This window comes from Paucidesulfovibrio longus DSM 6739, assembly GCF_000420485.1.
GTDB lineage: Bacteria > Desulfobacterota > Desulfovibrionia > Desulfovibrionales > Desulfovibrionaceae > Paucidesulfovibrio > Paucidesulfovibrio longus.
In genome coordinates this window covers 154,359-170,073 of the sequence record NZ_ATVA01000019.1, presented here as the reverse complement: position 1 = coordinate 170,073, position 15,715 = coordinate 154,359, and the positions used below count along the sequence as shown (strand labels likewise).

Sequence of the window (15,715 nt, the reverse complement as noted above, 5' to 3'; positions counted from 1 at the left end):
CTGGATGGACAACGTTATGATCGAGCGTCTCTGGCGCTCCTTGAAGTATGAATGCGTGTATCTGCGGGAGATCGAGACGGGCAGCGAGCTTCGCCGCACCCTGGCCTGGTGGATTGATTTCTACAACAACCGGCGTCCGCACAAGACCTTTGACGGCAGAAAGCCGATGGAGATATATCAGCAATTCAAGCCAGAGGGGGTACCTCCTCTGGCTTGCCCGAAAAAGGCGGCATAGCCCATGAATCTGTCCACCTTAGTTTTGCCGCTGACTGGTCCGAAGAAGTGAACCCACTTCTAGGGTCCCCACGTCCTTCCACTCAAAATGAGAAAAATGATCCAAGATATGGTGTAACCACCCGGTACTTCGTCAAAAGTTCAGTAGCTCAAAAACTATTTGCCAAGTACCCAAAACACCGACAAGGATGGATATTGGTATGGAGGGATGTTGCGCGTTCAACAGATGAAAGGACTTCAATAGCGGCAATAATCCCGAAGGTGCTCGCAACGAGAAGCAACCCGGCAATTGGATTTGACTACTGTGACAAAGCCTATCTCCTGTGCTCAAACCTATCGTCATTCGTATTTGACTATGTTGCCCGCCAAAAGGTCGGTGGAATACATTTTAATTGGCAAATCATGTCTCAAACGCCTGTCTTGCCCCCAACGGGGACACAATTCAAATACGATGAATTTATCAGGCGACGTGTCCTTGAACTAGTTTACACCGCTTGGGATCTTGAACCCTTCGCAAAAGACTGCGGCTTTGACGGCCCTCCCTTCCGCTGGGATGAAGATCGCCGTTTTCTCCTGCGCTGCGAGCTGGATGCCGCCTTCTTCCACCTCTATTTGCCATCCAACCCGGACTGTTCCTGGAAGAAAGCGGACGGGGAAACCGACGCCGAGTTGGCCGCTTTGACCAAGGCCTTTCCCACCCCGCGCCACGCCGTGGACTACATCATGGACACCTTCCCCATCGTGAAGCGCAAGGACGAAGCCGCCTACGGCGAATACCGCACCAAGCGCGTGATCCTGGAAATCTACGACGAATTGCAGCAGGCCATGGCCACCGGGAAGCCCTACCAGACCCGCCTTGACCCGCCACCGGCCGACCCGAGGTGTTGTCATCCGGCGAAGTAGTAAAAATCAATGCCACTGATTTCTCAACACTACGACGCAGATGGCGGTCATTATGTTTGAAACAACGAAAACTCAAATAGTTCTCTATCATTTCAACAACTAGATAACACAAGAAAGATCACCAATTGAGGTTGGTTTATGCCCCCTTGTTATTCCGTAAACAGCCATTCTGTCGAAACCATCCTGGCCTGGGTCAAGGCTTGTGAAATCGCCATCCCCGAGATCCAGCGCCCCTTTGTCTGGGACGCCGCCAATGTCCGAGACCTGCTTGACTCCTTCTACAACGGATACCCCGTGGGTTACCTCATCGCTTGGCGCAACCCAAACGTGCGCCTCAAGGATGGCTCCATATCCGAAGGCAAGAAGGTCCTCATCGACGGACAGCAGCGCGTTACCGCCCTCATGGCGGCGGTGCTGGGGCAGAAGGTACTCACCAAGGACTACCAGTTCGTAAGGATACGGATAGCCTTCAACCCGCTGGAAAGGAAATTCGAGGTTTTGAACCCCGCCATCGGCAAGGACGTATCCTGGATTCCCGATGTCTCGTCCATTCTGTGCCGCTCCACATTCCCCGTGGACGTCTACGAGGACTACTGCGCCAAGAACTCGGGAGCCGACAAGGGGGAAGTCCTTCAGACACTGACCAACCTCCAGTCACTGCGGAACAATCAGATCGGCTTCATAGAGCTCGCCCACGAACTGGACATCGAAACGGTGACGGAGATTTTCATCCGCATCAACTCCAAGGGCGTTGTACTGAACCAGGCCGATTTCGCCATGTCCAAGATTGCCGCCAGCGACCAGTATGGCGGACCGATTCTGCGTAAGGCCATTGACTATTTCTGCCAGCTGGCTGTGGCCCCGGACTTCCATTCTCAGCTCGCGGAACGGGATACTGCCTTTGCGGCCACGGACTGGTTCCGAAAGATGTCCTGGCTCAAGAACGAGAATGAGGACCTTTACGATCCGTCCTATACGGATGTTCTTCGTGTGGCCTGCGTGTCCGCCTTTGAGCGCGGCAAACTCGCCGACTTGGTGAGCCTGCTTTCGGGAAGGAATTTTGAGACACGCCAGTACGAGGATGAAATCGCCGAGGCATCCTTCAAGACGCTGGGGGATGGGGTCATGAGCTTCATCAACGAGACCCATTTCCAGCGCTTTCTGATGATCATCCGGTCGGCCGGGTTCATTGCCCCGCACATGATTCGATCTCAGAACGCCTTGAACTTTGCGTATGCCCTCTACCTCAAGCTGAGAATGGAAAAGTATGACCCGGCGGTAATCGAGAAGCTGGTCCGGCGGTGGTTCGTTCTTTCCCTTCTTACCTCCCGGTACTCAGGTTCATTCGAGAGCCGGTTCGATTCCGACATCAAGCGCGCCCGGGGTGGTGGGTTTGTCGACTGCCTTGAGCAGACGGAGAAAGCTGAGCTATCTGATTCGTTCTGGGAATTCGGTCTTGTCCAAGAGCTTGAGAAGGCTTCCACGAACAGCCCCTACCTCAAGATATACTGGGCCGCCCAGGTCAAACTAGGAGACAGGGGGTTGCTCTCGAAAGAGATCACTGTGCGTGACCTGATAGCTCACCGGGGAGACATTCATCACATTTTTCCCAAAGACTACCTCAAGAAGAACGGCATGAAACGCGGAGAGTACAATCAGATCGCCAACTTTGCCTATACCCAGAGTGAAATCAACATCAAGGTCGGCAATAAATCTCCCAAGGAATACTTTGCGGATATATTAAAGCAATGTGCTGACCAATGTCTAAGAGTAGGAGCTATTTGTGACGAGAGCCAGTTGAGAGACAATCTTTCGACAAACTGCATTCCTGATAGCACACTGCAAATGGAACACACAGACTACAAAACGTTTTTGGCTGAACGCAGAAATTTAATGTCCATGAAAATCAAGAACTATTACTCAACCCTGTAACCCCACTCGGGCTGAAGTGTATTCCGAATGAAGACGATCAACCGGATGCTTGCCGTTTTCAAGCCTAAACAACCCTACCTGGACTGGATCAACAGCCTTCCTGGCACGGGCCGCAAGATGACCATGGATGAGCTTCAGGATGACAAGACCTGCTACCTGACGCCGATCTATGACGACAACGGGGATGCCCTGGAATTCATCCTCAAGAGCGCCAAGAAGATTCTTGAGACGGAACTCAGCGGCTGGGACACAAGCGGCGACTACTGGCCCAAGACGCTGAACCGGAAGCTGTTACGGGAATTCTTCGATATCGAGATTTGCTCCGAAGTGTTTGACACGATGAGCGGTCCTGTCGAGCGCGAAGATTATTTTTGAGAACGGCAAAATACTATGCTTTTCCTCGACAAAACTATTCAGCGCTATCAAGCGACGAAATCCGCACTCAAGGATTTTCACAGTGACCTTTTCGAGCAGGTTCACAAGAAGGAATACGTTCCATGTGCTCGCTCTATTGGCTTATACAAGAAGAAGAAAATCTTCTTTCCTCATGAAGCTTGCACTGACATGTTCACAGATTACTTGATTTATTCCTGGCCAGAAAAAGGAAAATCCATTGTAGATACTTTTTCAGCTGAGAATGCGGATCATCTTTCTCTGCTTTCAGGAATGCGAAGAAATGTATTTAGCGTATTTGGCGTTGAGAGCATAGGAAATCATCGTCTTAAATGCACCGATCTTCTCAGGGAAGGGCTTGTTGAGGAGGTCATTGACGTTGGGTTATCTCGTTCAGCCTCTTCGGGATTCGTCTTTATCTCTCGGTTGCTCAAATATGATGATTTCTGCTGTTTTTCTGGTGCAGGATTTCCGGCGTTCAGTGAAATCCTTTTGGAAGGTATCCTGTTTGATTTTGCGTCCTTCCTCGACAAGCGTAATGTGGAATCCCCCGCTGATCTTGGCCCCAAGGACGAAAGACTGTTGGAAGCCATGATCATCAAGCAATGCGTTCACCATCGAGCGTATGAAAATTTCTCCACTGAAGATGTATAAAAATGGCAAGCATGATTCCTCCCGAAAGAGCATACGAGCTGATACAGAACTCAACACATGATTAGGAATTTGGTGCTCTAGCCTATTGGCTTTGTGAACAAAAATCGCATTTCAACCCATTTCACCTATATATTATCTCCTTGAATCACAGGCTTTTTCTCAGCTGGCGCGTGTTGTCAGCGCTCAGCCAATCAGTATTAAAGGAGGGAGTATGCAGGTGCAAAGTTTCCATTCCCCAGAGATCACCAATTTGGCCAAGGCTATGCTCCAGGTCCAGCAAGCGCTTCCGCATGCGCAGAAGGACCGGGAGAATCCGTTCACCAAAAGCCGCTACGCAACCCTGAATTCCGTCATGGACACCTGCCGCGAGGCGCTGCTTGTGCAGGGCGTGTGGGTGGCGCAATACCCTGTTCCGGCGGAGACCGGGCATCTCGGTCTCGTGACCAAGCTGGTCCATGCGGAGTCTGGTGAATGGCAGTCGTCCATGATGGTCATGCCGCTGCCCAAGGCCGATCCGCAAGGCTACGGCTCCGCCCTGACCTATGCGAGGCGCTATGCGCTTTCGACCCTAGTGGGGCTGGTGACGGAACAGGACGACGACGCGCAGGGGGCCATGCCCCAAAAGGCGCAGTCCAAGCCAGCCGCGCCGTTGCAGGCCCTGCCGCGACTCGACGGTGTCCAGTACCAGAGCGTTGCGGCCCAGGACGGGCGGGAGTGCATCACGGCCACGGGAGACACCCGCAACAAGCGCGAAATGCTCAAACAGGCGGGCTTCCGCTGGGATCCGGAACGCAAGGTCTGGTGGCGGTATGCGACTAATGCGGCCTGACCGTTTCCGGACATTCATTCGACCATCATCGCCAGCGGAAGGCTCCTGGAGAAATCCAGGGGCCTTCCGCGTTTTGGAGGACACGATGCAAAACGAACACAAGGCCCAGGCGCTTCTCGCACAGATGGCGCGGGGGCTTCTGGCACATGCCCAACGCAACACCAAGGCGCAATTGGGAGAACGCGCAAGCTATGTGGGCATGTCCGACCTGGGCAGGGCCATGCAGTGCATGCGGGCTGCGGTGGCGGACAAGTCCACTTCCGGCTCGGGAGTCTCCCCGGAGGAGGTGGCGGAGTGGTTTGGGGACGGTGACGACCAGCGGGTTCAAAGCGTCCTGGGACGCCAATTGATCCTGCAACGAGGGCACTGGCTGGAAACCGGCATTAGCAAGGCGCTCAGCGCCAACGGTTCGCAGTTTATTGCGCAACTGGAGATTGAAACCACCCTTCAGCAGGGTGAAAGCTCGGTTCCGCTCCGTGCGCATCTCGATTTCACCCTGGTTCGCGGAGGCGCGCAACCTGCGGTGCGCATTCTGGAGCTCAAGAGCACCGGGCATTTGCCCAAAACCCTGAACCCGGCCTACGAGATGCAGATTTATGGACAGCTTGGTCTGCTCGCGTCCTGCTGGAACCAGCCTTGTTTCAACCTGCGGGCGGAAGATGGCCATGTGCTCTTCTCCGGCCTGACGTTCCCTGAGCTTGCGGCACGTCTTTTCCGCGCCCGGCTCCCGGAATCCCCGGAACAGGTTGATATCGAGGGCTGGGTGCTCTGCCTTTCCCTGTCCGAAGCAAGGCCTTTTGGTCCGTATCTTCCGGATGAGGCCATGCATTCCCTGGCCCTGCGGCTGGCTGGCGATTTGTGGGATAATCATCGGAAGTATGCGAACGGCCTGATCCGGCTGGGTGATCTGGAATACGCCAAGGGGTTTCACCCGCTCTGCGACTGGTGCGACCATGCGGCGACCTGCCCGAAGTTCAGCTCCCGGCAGGTGGATAGCCCGGAGGGGGACGCCGCGCTCCGTCAGCTTGAGGAACTGAAGGCGAACCGCAAGAGCCTGGAGCAGGAGATCCGGGCCATGGAGGAAAGGATTTGCCGACAGTACGCGAGGCGGGATGCCGCTGGCGGCTGGCTGAGCACGGGCGACTACCGGTTCAAGGTGTCGAACATGCCGGGCCGGACCACGCTGAACCGTGGCAGATTACAGGCGGAACTGACCAGTGTGGTGGGGGGAGAGATCTGCGAGCGGATTCTGACCCGCAGCACGGACATGGGCAACCCCTATGAGCGTCTGTTCGTGGGGCGTCATCCGCAAACCGCAACCAAAACACAACAGGAGAACAATCATGTCGCATCTGGAGCTTGAGAATCTTCAGGTCATGGAAATGGACGCGGGCACGGTGTTCAGCGGGCAGCCTTCGGGGCGCATGATCCAGGGCTTTGCCGCTCCGTGCGCGTACACGCCGGATCCTGATCCGGACTACCAGTTCCACGAGACCATGCGGGAGATCATCGTCTGGTTCATGCAACAGGCCGATCCGCTCTATGTCTTCGGCCCCACGGGCAGCGGCAAGACCAGCCTGATCCGGCAGTTGGCGGCCAAACTGAACTACCCGGTCCTGGACGTGACCGGCCATGCGCGGCTGGAGTTCACCGACCTGGTCGGGCATCTGAGCCTGGAAGAGGGCCGGATGACCTTCCAGTATGGTCCATTGGCCCTGGCCTTGAAGTTCGGCGGGCTGTTTCTGCTCAACGAATTGGACCTGCTGGACCCGGCCACGCTTTCCGGCCTGAACGGCATTCTGGACGGCGATCCGCTCTGCATTCCGGAAAACAGCGGGGAGGTCATCAAGCCGCATCCCCTGTTCCGTTTCGTGGCCACGGCCAACACCAACGGCGGCTCGGATGAGACCGGGCTCTATCAAGGCACGCTACGGCAAAACCTGGCGTTCATGGACCGGTTTTGGCTCTGCGAGGTGGATTACCCGGCAAAGGAGGCGGAGCTGCGCCTGCTTGCCAGAACCGCTTCCCTGCTTCCCGAGGCGGTCCGGGAAACCATGGTGGAATTTGCGGGCGAGGTGCGCAGGCTTTTTCGCGGCTTCGGAGACACGCAGACCCCGCTCGGCGAGAGCATCGAGGTCACGTTTTCTACACGGACGCTTCTGCGCTGGGCAGACCTGACCCTGCGCTTTCAGCCCCTGGCGCATCAAGGGGTGCAGCCCGTGAGCTACGCCCTGGACCGGGCGCTGGGCTTTCGGGCCACACGGGAAACGCGCTCCATGCTGCATGAGCTGGCCCAGCGCATGTTCCCATCGGCGGACGCCCCCACAGGGGCGCAAAACCAAGACGTGTCCTGAGGGGGAGCCGGTTCGGGCTCCCCCTCTTCTTTTCTGCGCCCATGCCGGGCGGTTTCAACATGAAAGCAATACAAAGGAGGACGCCATGTCCACGGATATCAAGGTGCTCAAGGAATTGGTGGCGGTTCGTCTGGACGTGAACATCTGGTCGGCCCGCAAGAAGCTCACGCCCTCGGATTTCGGCACGGCGGACCTGCCGCCGGAAAAGCTGGCTTCGCTTGGCAGCAAGCGCATTTGCGATCCTGCGGAGCTGCGCATTTTCGGCTCGCTCAAGGCCAAGGCCGTGACCATGCTGGACCGGATCGGCGTGCGTTTCCTGGGAGGCTGGGCCATCCCGGAAGCGTCGGTGCAAAAGGTCCAGGCCGGACTCCAGGCCATTGCGGACGATTACCAGTCTGCCAAAGAGGCCTTCCTGCACCGCTATGACGATGCGGTGCGCGGCTGGATTCTGGACAATCCTGGCTGGGAGTCAATCATCGCGAGTTCACTGGTCAGTGCGGACCATGTGCGCAGTCGCCTGGGCTTCAGCTGGCAGCTCTTCCGGGTCGCGCCACCGCGCAAGGATCGGAATGCCGAGGCGCAGGTAGGACTGCATGAGGAAGTGAGCGGTCTGGGCGCGCGGCTCTTCGGCGAGGTGGCCAAGGCCGCGAGGGATGCCTGGCACAAGAGCTATGCGGGCAGAACCGAGATCACCCGCAAGGCGCTTTCGCCGCTGCGCACCCTCCAGCGCAAGCTCTGCGGTCTGAGTTTTGTGGAGCCTCGGGTGGCTCCCGTGGCGGAGCTGATCGAGACGGCCCTGGCCAGGGTTCCGGAATCCGGCAGGATCGATGGCGCGGAATTGGTCATGCTTCAGGGACTGGTTTGTTTGCTCGGCAATCCCGACCTGCTTGTGGAGCATGGCCAGAAGGTCATGGACGGCAGGAGTCCGGACGCGATTCTCCAGGGGCTGCTCAAGGCTCCGCTTCTGCCTGCCCTGGATGCCGCCGTTCCGGTCTCTGATATGGATTCGGGTCTGGATTCGAGCCAGGAGAATGACGAGGAAAGCGCTCCCGAGCTTCCCCTGGGGCGAGCGCCGTTCAGCACCGCGCATGCTCCCGTGGCGTCTCCTGTGGTCCATCTCGACAGCCTGGGCCTTTGGTAGGGGGGCGTCATGGCGAGGACAAATCCCCTCCTGCACAGTTTACCCCTGCTGGCCAGTGCTCTCGGGCGTTCCTACGGCATTCAGGTGCATATCGGCGGCAACAGGGCCTGGACGGACGGTGGGGTGATCCATCTGCCGAGCCTGCCAGCGGAAGCGGACCGCACCTTCCTGGGGCTGGTGCGCGGCTATGTCGATCACGAGGCCGCGCATCTGCGACACACGGACTTTGACTGTCTGCGTGATCTCACCGCCCTGGAGAAGCACATCTGGAACATCTTCGAGGATTGGCGCGTGGAAAACCGATTGGCGGCCCAGTATCCGGGCTGCCGTCGGAATTTCACCTGGCTGATCCGGCATCTGTTCTTGGAGCGGAGCCCGGAGCCGGACGAGCAAAATCCGGCCCTTCTGCTGCTGAACTGGCTGCTCTTGAGCGTGCGCAGCTGGGATGTGCCGGAACTGTCGGTGCGTGTCCGGAAAAACAGGGATATCCTGGACCGCTTCTGGCCGGACCTGCTGGTTCGGGTCGGAATGATCCTGGAGCAGGTCAGGCGTTCCTGTCCGGATTCCCAGGCCTGCCTGGACGCCGCCAGGGCGGTTGTCCGGGAGCTTGGCCACAATGCGAAGGCGCTTCCGGCTGCCGAGCCGCAGGCCGCGAGCGTGGAGCGGTTGCTCAGGGCCACGGAAAAGGAGCTGCCGGACGAACTCGGTGCGATCCTGGGCAAGTCCCTGGAGCTGGGCGTTCAAGGGAAGGACGAACATGCCGGGGCGCGTGTTCAGGTGGCCACCATTGCCGGAAAGAGCATGCGCCCGCTCATGGCAGAGCAATTGGAAGCCGCGCGGCGGATCACCCTGGCTCTGCGCACGCGGCTCCAGGGAAAGCTCCAGGCGCAGCTGGCCTGTCACAATGTCCCGTCGTCGCGCGGCAGGGTTGCAACCACTCGGCTGCACCGGCTCGCGGCGCGGGACTCGAAGATCTTCCTGCGACAGGGACAACGCACAGCCATGAACACCGCCGTGCATCTCCTGCTGGACTGTTCCGGCTCCATGCGCAGGCGGATCGCTATGGCCGGGCAGGTTTGCCATGTGCTTGCCAGGACCATGGAGCTCATGGGCATCAACGTGGCGGTCACAGCGTTCCCGGCGGGACACGGGGAGGACGACCTGCAAACGGTGGCTCCGCTGGTTCGGCATGGCCAGCCTGTGCATACGCGGTTCAGCATCGCGGCCAGCGGAAAGACGCCCATGGGCGAGGCGCTCTGGTGGGCGATCCTGGAGATGGTCCCTTTGCGGGAGCAGCGCAAGATTCTGCTGCTCGTCACGGACGGAGATCCCGACAACCACGAGACCGCGAAGCAGGCCCTGTCTGCGGCGCGGCTGGCGGAGATCGAGGTCTTCGGCCTTGGCATCGACTCCCCAGGCATCGCGGGCCTCATGCCGAGGCGCAGCATCAACATCCAGGCCATCCGGGAACTGGCTCCTGCCATGTTTCAACTTTTTGGCCAGGCGCTTTTCCATTCAACCAAATCATAGGGAGGTCTCAGATGAAGGAGAATCCGAAATGTCCGGTCTGCAATAGTCCGGACCATGTCGTGCTGGTCAATGTGGTCCAGCGGGTAGGCACTGCGGTGGGCGGCGTGGCCGGAGCCGCAACAGGCTATCTGGGGGCTGAGGGCGGGGCCGTGGTCGGTGGGGCCATCGGGTCTGTGGTCCCCGTGGTGGGAACCGGGATCGGCGTCCTGGCCGGAAGCCTTGCCGGAGCCCTGGCGGGCTTCCTTGCCGGGGCAGCCGTGGGCAACCGTGTCGGGGAAAGCATCGACCGCCACGTCATCTGCCGCTTCCGCTGCATCGCCTGCGGGAGGGAATTCGAGGGGTAATCAAAGAGCCGCTGGCGAAAGCTGGCGGCTCCTTCCTTGGCCGGTGTGCATCGTGTGACTGGTGAATCATATTTTTATATCATGCAAGAATATCAGCGCAGTATTCGTTCAGCGTTATGGCTGGAGCTTGCAGATACACCATTGGGTATCACTTTGCGGTCACCCAGAAGTCAGGAAATATGGATCTTCTGGGCGACTTTGAACGCCCTCCGACAGGCCGTCGGGAAACTTCAGCCGTTGTTTTGTTGCAGGTTATGCGTGCTCAGTTGCGCTGCTGTCCGCAATACTTTTTGCGTATATCTGGTATAATAGCGGCACAACGAAGACGGTAAAGGCTGCAGATGTTACGGAACCAAAAATAAGGGTGATGGCCAACCCTCCGAATACGGGGTCTGGAATCATGATCAAGGATCCCATGACAATGGCCAGTGTCGTAAGGATAATGGGTCTCAATCGCACGGCTCCCGCCTTACGAATGGCTTCCTCCAAATTCATTCCATGAGCTTGGTTTGCGCGGACGAAATCGATGATGAGCAACGAGTTACGGATAACGACACCCGACAGCGCAATAATGCCGACCATGGATGTTGCCGAGAAGTCCGCGCCCAAAAGCCAATGACCGGGAAAGAGGCCGATAAGTCCCAACGGAATGGCGCACATGGCGATGATCGGCACCCGAAACGATTTATAGTACGCAACAAGCAGCAGGAACACGAGCGTGAGCGCCATAGCGAGGGCGATCGTCATGTCTCGATAGATGTCCAGAGTCAGACGCATCTCGCCGTCCCATAAAAGCTGGTATCCGTCTATCGTGTCTGGAGCTTCCGGATAGGCCGTAAGGTTTCCCGTCCGCAACAGACCGCCATCTGAAGTGGGCATCCCTTTAAGACGATGATTGAGATCGAGGACGGCATTGAGAGGTACCGATCCGGAAAGCTCTCCGCCCACATAGCTCACCCGTTCGTTGTCCTTGTGGAAAATCGGGCGATCCATCTCCTCCAGTCTTACCGTCACCAATTCAGAGAGGGGAATGGGGTTGCCTTGATCGTTGTCGATGAATACCCGGTCCAGTCGCGTCGGGTCGATTTCATGACTTCGAGGTACCATGACACGAATATCCACAGGTTCTTTTTCGTCGTCAGGATGGGCGCGGCTGACCAGCGCGCCTCCGAACACCAGCTGTAGGTTCAGAGCTATGCGCTGCACGGAAACCCCAGAAAGTGCGGCCTTCTCTTTGTCGATGACGATACGATGTTCCGCTACGTCCACCGGTTCGGAGGTAGAGAGGTCGACCATGTCGTATGTCTTGGCAAACTCGCTATAGACATTGCCAGCCATGGAACGGAGCTGCTCCTGATCGGGGCCGTAGACTTCAGCCAGGACCATGGCCCGCAAGGGCGGGCCCGGAGGATCCTCCACGAGCCGTATCTTGCAGCCCGGATAGCGCTGCCGGATTGGCCGGAGTTGCTTGCGCAGCTCCTGGACTATTTGGATAGAGGAAATGCTGCGGGAATGCTTGTCAAGAAGATTGACTCTGATTTCACCAACATATCCGCCCGTTCTATCAGCGGTGCCCTGTTGCAGGGAATTGAAGTCCGGTACTCCGGCCTTGCCAAGCCAGCTTTGATAGTTGAGCACATTGGGGCAGGTTGCGAGGATATCCTCAATGTCTCTGACGAGTCTATTCGTGTCCTCGACAGGGGTGTTTTCCGGCATGTCGGCAATTATGTTGAACGTGTTCTTGTTGTCCTTGGGCAGAAAGCCAAGAGCCACTCCGAACAGCGATGTCGGCCCGCCGAAACCTGACGGGCGTATGAACTGCCACGTCCCTTGAAGCATGGACATACTGAATCCGACAATGACTATGCCTAATAGCACCAGCTTGGCCTTCCTGTTTTGCTGGAGAGGAAGGAACAATGCATTGTAGGTGCGCTCAAGGATTCCGGTCTTCTCCGAGGAGGTATGGTTGCTTTCGTGATGTAGCCAGCGATTCGCGGCCCATGGCGTGACGATGTAGGCAATGACTACCGATGCAATCATGACGATTGGGAGGTTGTAGGTGACCGGGAAAAAGTACTGCCCTCCCATTCCGGTAAGCAGGATCATGGAGCCGAAGACCAGCGCAATGGCAAGCGTTGCAAGGTTCGTTGCGTTGCCGATTTCATTCGTCGCCGAAATTATGTGCCCGCTCCGCTGGGCGGAAGGTATGCCTGAGCAGCGTCGATGGATATTCTCGATGACCACGATGGAAGCGTCCACCAGAAGGCCAAGAGACAGGATCAAGGAGTAAAGGGTAATGCGGTTGATGGTCACCCCGCCAGCGAGGTCTGCTGCAAGGGCGGTGCAAAGAGTCATCGGCACCGTTACGCAGACGATGGCAGCTTCGCGCCAGCCAAGAGAGAAGACGAGGATCAAGGCCACAGTGCCCACGGCAATGAAAAGATGCTCGACCAACACGTTGACGGCGTCGTCAGCCTTCTTGCCGTCGTTGCGAGTAATGACCACATCCACTTCACTTGGGAGCATGCTCTGTCGAATGCGTTCCACCCGGTCGAGCACGCTGTGAGCGACTTCGACGGCGTTGGTGCCTTTCTTCTTGGCCACGGCGATGGTGACGGCTGGCATTCCTCCTGCTTGGGACGACCGCGAATGGGGATCCGCAGGACCGAAACTGAATCGACTGAATGTTTCCACTTCATCGGTTGGGCCATCGGTTACCTGCGCGATGTCGCTGACATAGATTGGCCTTCCCGCATGCACTCCAACCACCTGACTGCGAACTTCATCGGCGGAAGCAAGGAATTCCTCGAGCTTTACTCCTTTTGCCTCGCCGTCCCGGATGGTTTTTTCAAGCGGGATGGAGATGTTGCTCGCGTTAAGGGCGGCGTAGAACTGATTTAGGGTGATGCCGAAGGCTTCGAGACGTTCTGGATCAAGTTTGATGTCGATTTCCCTGGTTCGTCCACCGTAGACCGATACAACGGAGACATCGTTCAGGCTGCGCAGCCGTTCCGACATTCGGTCGGCCAGACGCTTGAGTGCATAGTCGTCGAGACTTCGCGAGGCCAGGGTGATGGTCACGATGGGAACATCGTCTACATCAAGAGAACGTACGTGCGGTGTACTCGCATCAGCCGGAAGCACGGCTTGGCTTGCAAGCACCCGGTCATACAGCTTGACCAGCGATTCTTCCTTGGGCTGGCCAGGCTTGAACTGTACGGTGATCACTCCCACGGAGTTGTTTGCGACGCTAAAAGTGTGATCGACCCCCTTCATCTCGCTGAGAATGCCTTCGAGGGGGATGATGATCAGGTTTTCGACTTCCGAGGCCGATGCGCCGGGTAGCCTGACGGATACCTGCGCGCTCGGAACGACTATCTGGGGATTTTCTTCGCGGGGCGTGAGCAGCAGGGCGGTAACACCCAGCAGAGCCACCGCCAGGATGATGATGACCGTGAGCTTTGAAGTGATGAAGCTTTTCGCCAGCACTCCGGCAAGATTCAATCGTTCGCGTTTCATTGCGCGTTCTCCCGCGATGCCGCGACAATCTGGACCCCATCCCGAATCCGGCCGTCAGCCTTCAGCAGGATGGTTTCGCCTAGAGTAAGGCCCGCGCCGACTTCAATAAATGCGTCATGCACCCGTCCGAAACGAAGCCAGCGGAAATGCGCGATGTCGGCATTGTCCAGAACGAAAACACCTTCCAGACCGCCTCGGATTACGCGCGCAGAATTCGGGATTGCCAGCACTTGCTCATGATTGAGGACGATTTCGGCTCGTCCAAACATTCCCGGCAGTAGGTCGGCGTCCGTTGGAAGCGCAATGTCCACTTGATAGCGGCGGGTAGTAGTATCACCCGACGGAACTATGCGTTCAATTGTGCCAGAGATGCTTCTGCCGGGCAGTGCATCAATGCTGATCGCCGTCGTCATGCCTTGCGTCAGTTGCGCCACCTTGCTTTCTGGCGCGTAGACGCGGAAAAGGAGCTTGCTGCGCGATTCTATGGTGAGGATGACGGCTCCCGCCGTCGCCATGTCGCCGCGTTGCTTGTAGCGTCTGATGACGACGCCATCCACGGGGCTGCGAATTTCCGCATAAAGTCTTTCGGAGCGAGCCGAAGTAAGGGCTGCTGTGGCTTTGTCGTATGCCGCTTGGGCCACGTCGCGTTTTACTTTCGCCTTGGTCAGGGTATCTGGGGCAATAGCGCCGGTCTGGACCAACTTTTCATAGCGCACGACGTCGCGCTTTGCATCTTGCAGTTCCTGAGCCGTCGCAGTGAGTGAAGCGGCGTTTTGCCGGATGTTTTCCTCAATGTCCGTGGAGTCGATTTTGACGAGCAAGTCGCCTTCCTTCACCGACTGCCCTTCGCGAACCTCAAGGCTTTCAATAAACCCGACAACTCGGGAAGAAAGTTCGATGCGATCATCGGAAACGACCGTGCCAGGCAGATTGCATCCTCTCGGGACCGTAAGCGCCGAAGCAACGTGGGTTTGAACACCTCGCACGAGTGTCGGGAGGGTCTCCTCGCTTTTGTTCGAAGAACCGCAACCTGCGACTAGAAGGGTTGCCAAGAGAAGAACACTGCCTGTGAGCAGAGGCTTTTTCGCGCGTATGCTAGGCATTCTCGCTCCTTCCTACACTTTTATTCGTTGCGCGCACCTTGAACTGCAATTCCATCATGATCTGGCGTGTGATTGCTTCAGGGCTGATCCGCTCAGGCTTTCCTTCTTTGAGATAGCTCACCATCCCGGACAGCTGGCAGTGTCCCAACAACGCTCCAACAATGGAGACCGCAACAAAGACCGGATCAGAGGTCTCGAAGTAGTCGTCAATCAGTTGGACAAGAATGCTGAAGGGGGATTGGAATACGTTTTCTGCCAGATACTTAAGACGGCTGCCGTCGCCATCCAGAAGCTCTCGGAAAAGCAGTTTTGAAAAAATAACGTCTTCCATGAGAAGCCATGAGAACCAGAGAAGGAAGCGCTCCATGCGCTTGGCAGGGTCACCGGGACTCTTCATGATTTCTTCTATGGGATTGGTTTTGTCGGTGAAGACAAAGGCGAGGGATTCACGCACAAGATCTTCTTTGTCTTTAAAGTAATGGTATAAATTTGCCGGTGTGACGCCGGATTCACTCGCCACATCCCGCATGGAAACAGCGGAATACCCTGCGGTCGCGAACAGACGTGAAGCGCTTTCAAGAATAAATTCACGGGTGTTTGAAGTGCCCATCGAAAATTCCTTCATGTTGATTGAACGTTCGTTAAAATTATTGTCGCGAACGTCTCTTGTCAAGAGGGAGTTTGGAGACGAGCAGCGTTATGCGCTTATGTTGCAGTTGATCGAGGCGGATAGCCTGATGCCCTGATGTGCGAGCAAGCTGGAATCACTAAGAAGAGGC

14 protein-coding genes are annotated in these 15,715 nt (G+C 57.0%); 11 read left to right on the top strand and 3 right to left on the bottom strand.

Annotated features, from left to right (window positions below):
* The 11 genes from G452_RS21890 to G452_RS0117305 form a co-directional block, all read left to right on the top strand.
* A partial coding sequence (locus G452_RS21890; RefSeq protein WP_022663537.1) for an integrase core domain-containing protein occupies window positions 1-235 on the top strand: 235 nt, incomplete at its 5' end.
* A 677-nt stretch (window positions 236-912) separates the two neighbouring features.
* Entirely contained in the window at window positions 913-1,137 is a 225-nt protein-coding gene (locus G452_RS20940; RefSeq protein ID WP_162141327.1) for a hypothetical protein, read from the top strand.
* Between the two features lie 138 nt (window positions 1,138-1,275).
* Entirely contained in the window at window positions 1,276-3,069 is a 1,794-nt protein-coding gene (locus tag G452_RS0117345) for a GmrSD restriction endonuclease domain-containing protein (RefSeq protein WP_022663534.1), read from the top strand.
* Between the two features lie 27 nt (window positions 3,070-3,096).
* A complete protein-coding gene (locus G452_RS0117340) occupies window positions 3,097-3,444 on the top strand; it encodes a hypothetical protein (protein ID WP_022663533.1) in 348 nt (115 codons plus the stop codon).
* Between the two features lie 15 nt (window positions 3,445-3,459).
* Window positions 3,460-4,116 carry a hypothetical protein gene (locus G452_RS21620; protein WP_155887814.1) on the top strand — a complete coding sequence of 219 codons (657 nt, stop codon included), beginning with the start codon at window positions 3,460-3,462 and terminating at the stop codon, window positions 4,114-4,116.
* A gap of 211 nt (window positions 4,117-4,327) precedes the next feature.
* The gene (locus G452_RS0117330; RefSeq protein WP_022663531.1) at window positions 4,328-4,945 is read left to right on the top strand and encodes an ERF family protein; all 618 of its coding nucleotides are present in this window, start codon (window positions 4,328-4,330) and stop codon (window positions 4,943-4,945) included.
* A 73-nt stretch (window positions 4,946-5,018) separates the two neighbouring features.
* Window positions 5,019-6,308: a hypothetical protein gene (locus tag G452_RS20255; protein ID WP_155887812.1), complete on the top strand. Its 1,290-nt coding sequence runs from the start codon at window positions 5,019-5,021 to the stop codon at window positions 6,306-6,308.
* Entirely contained in the window at window positions 6,289-7,299 is a 1,011-nt protein-coding gene (locus G452_RS0117320; protein ID WP_022663529.1) for an AAA family ATPase, read from the top strand. The genes G452_RS20255 and G452_RS0117320 overlap by 20 nt, the downstream gene beginning before the upstream one ends.
* Window positions 7,300-7,384: 85 nt before the next feature.
* Complete coding sequence (locus tag G452_RS0117315) at window positions 7,385-8,440, top strand: DUF3150 domain-containing protein (protein WP_022663528.1); 1,056 nt, start codon at window positions 7,385-7,387, stop codon at window positions 8,438-8,440.
* A gap of 9 nt (window positions 8,441-8,449) precedes the next feature.
* Window positions 8,450-9,970 carry a cobaltochelatase CobT-related protein gene (locus tag G452_RS0117310; protein WP_022663527.1) on the top strand — a complete coding sequence of 507 codons (1,521 nt, stop codon included), beginning with the start codon at window positions 8,450-8,452 and terminating at the stop codon, window positions 9,968-9,970.
* Window positions 9,971-9,981: 11 nt separating this feature from the next.
* Entirely contained in the window at window positions 9,982-10,314 is a 333-nt protein-coding gene (locus G452_RS0117305) for a hypothetical protein (protein ID WP_022663526.1), read from the top strand.
* A gap of 252 nt (window positions 10,315-10,566) precedes the next feature.
* On the opposite strand, the gene G452_RS0117300 is transcribed toward G452_RS0117305, so the two are convergent.
* The 3 genes from G452_RS0117300 to G452_RS0117290 are packed head-to-tail and all read right to left on the bottom strand — an operon-like array spanning window position 10,567 to window position 15,546.
* A complete protein-coding gene (locus tag G452_RS0117300) occupies window positions 10,567-13,833 on the bottom strand; it encodes an efflux RND transporter permease subunit (RefSeq protein ID WP_022663525.1) in 3,267 nt (1,088 codons plus the stop codon).
* On the bottom strand, window positions 13,830-14,936 hold the full coding sequence (locus G452_RS20250; protein ID WP_022663524.1) for an efflux RND transporter periplasmic adaptor subunit: 1,107 nt from the start codon (window positions 14,934-14,936) through the stop codon (window positions 13,830-13,832). The genes G452_RS0117300 and G452_RS20250 overlap by 4 nt, the downstream gene beginning before the upstream one ends.
* Window positions 14,929-15,546: a TetR/AcrR family transcriptional regulator gene (locus G452_RS0117290; protein WP_022663523.1), complete on the bottom strand. Its 618-nt coding sequence runs from the start codon at window positions 15,544-15,546 to the stop codon at window positions 14,929-14,931. Before G452_RS0117290 ends, G452_RS20250 begins: the two co-directional genes overlap by 8 nt.
* Between the last annotated feature and the right edge of the window lie 169 nt (window positions 15,547-15,715).

What these genes read in the sequence shown, in the direction of transcription:
- G452_RS0117290 (WP_022663523.1), bottom strand. Translation starts at nt 15,546, where the DNA reads ATGGGCACTTCAAACACCCGTGAATTTATTCTTGAAAGCGCTTCACGT.
- G452_RS0117320 (WP_022663529.1), top strand. Translation starts at nt 6,289, where the DNA reads ATGTCGCATCTGGAGCTTGAGAATCTTCAGGTCATGGAAATGGACGCG.
- G452_RS0117310 (WP_022663527.1), top strand. Translation starts at nt 8,450, where the DNA reads ATGGCGAGGACAAATCCCCTCCTGCACAGTTTACCCCTGCTGGCCAGT.
- G452_RS0117345 (WP_022663534.1), top strand. Translation starts at nt 1,276, where the DNA reads ATGCCCCCTTGTTATTCCGTAAACAGCCATTCTGTCGAAACCATCCTG.
- G452_RS0117330 (WP_022663531.1), top strand. Translation starts at nt 4,328, where the DNA reads ATGCAGGTGCAAAGTTTCCATTCCCCAGAGATCACCAATTTGGCCAAG.
- G452_RS0117300 (WP_022663525.1), bottom strand. Translation starts at nt 13,833, where the DNA reads ATGAAACGCGAACGATTGAATCTTGCCGGAGTGCTGGCGAAAAGCTTC.
- G452_RS0117305 (WP_022663526.1), top strand. Translation starts at nt 9,982, where the DNA reads ATGAAGGAGAATCCGAAATGTCCGGTCTGCAATAGTCCGGACCATGTC.
- G452_RS21620 (WP_155887814.1), top strand. Translation starts at nt 3,460, where the DNA reads ATGCTTTTCCTCGACAAAACTATTCAGCGCTATCAAGCGACGAAATCC.
- G452_RS20250 (WP_022663524.1), bottom strand. Translation starts at nt 14,936, where the DNA reads ATGCCTAGCATACGCGCGAAAAAGCCTCTGCTCACAGGCAGTGTTCTT.
- G452_RS0117315 (WP_022663528.1), top strand. Translation starts at nt 7,385, where the DNA reads ATGTCCACGGATATCAAGGTGCTCAAGGAATTGGTGGCGGTTCGTCTG.
- G452_RS0117340 (WP_022663533.1), top strand. Translation starts at nt 3,097, where the DNA reads ATGAAGACGATCAACCGGATGCTTGCCGTTTTCAAGCCTAAACAACCC.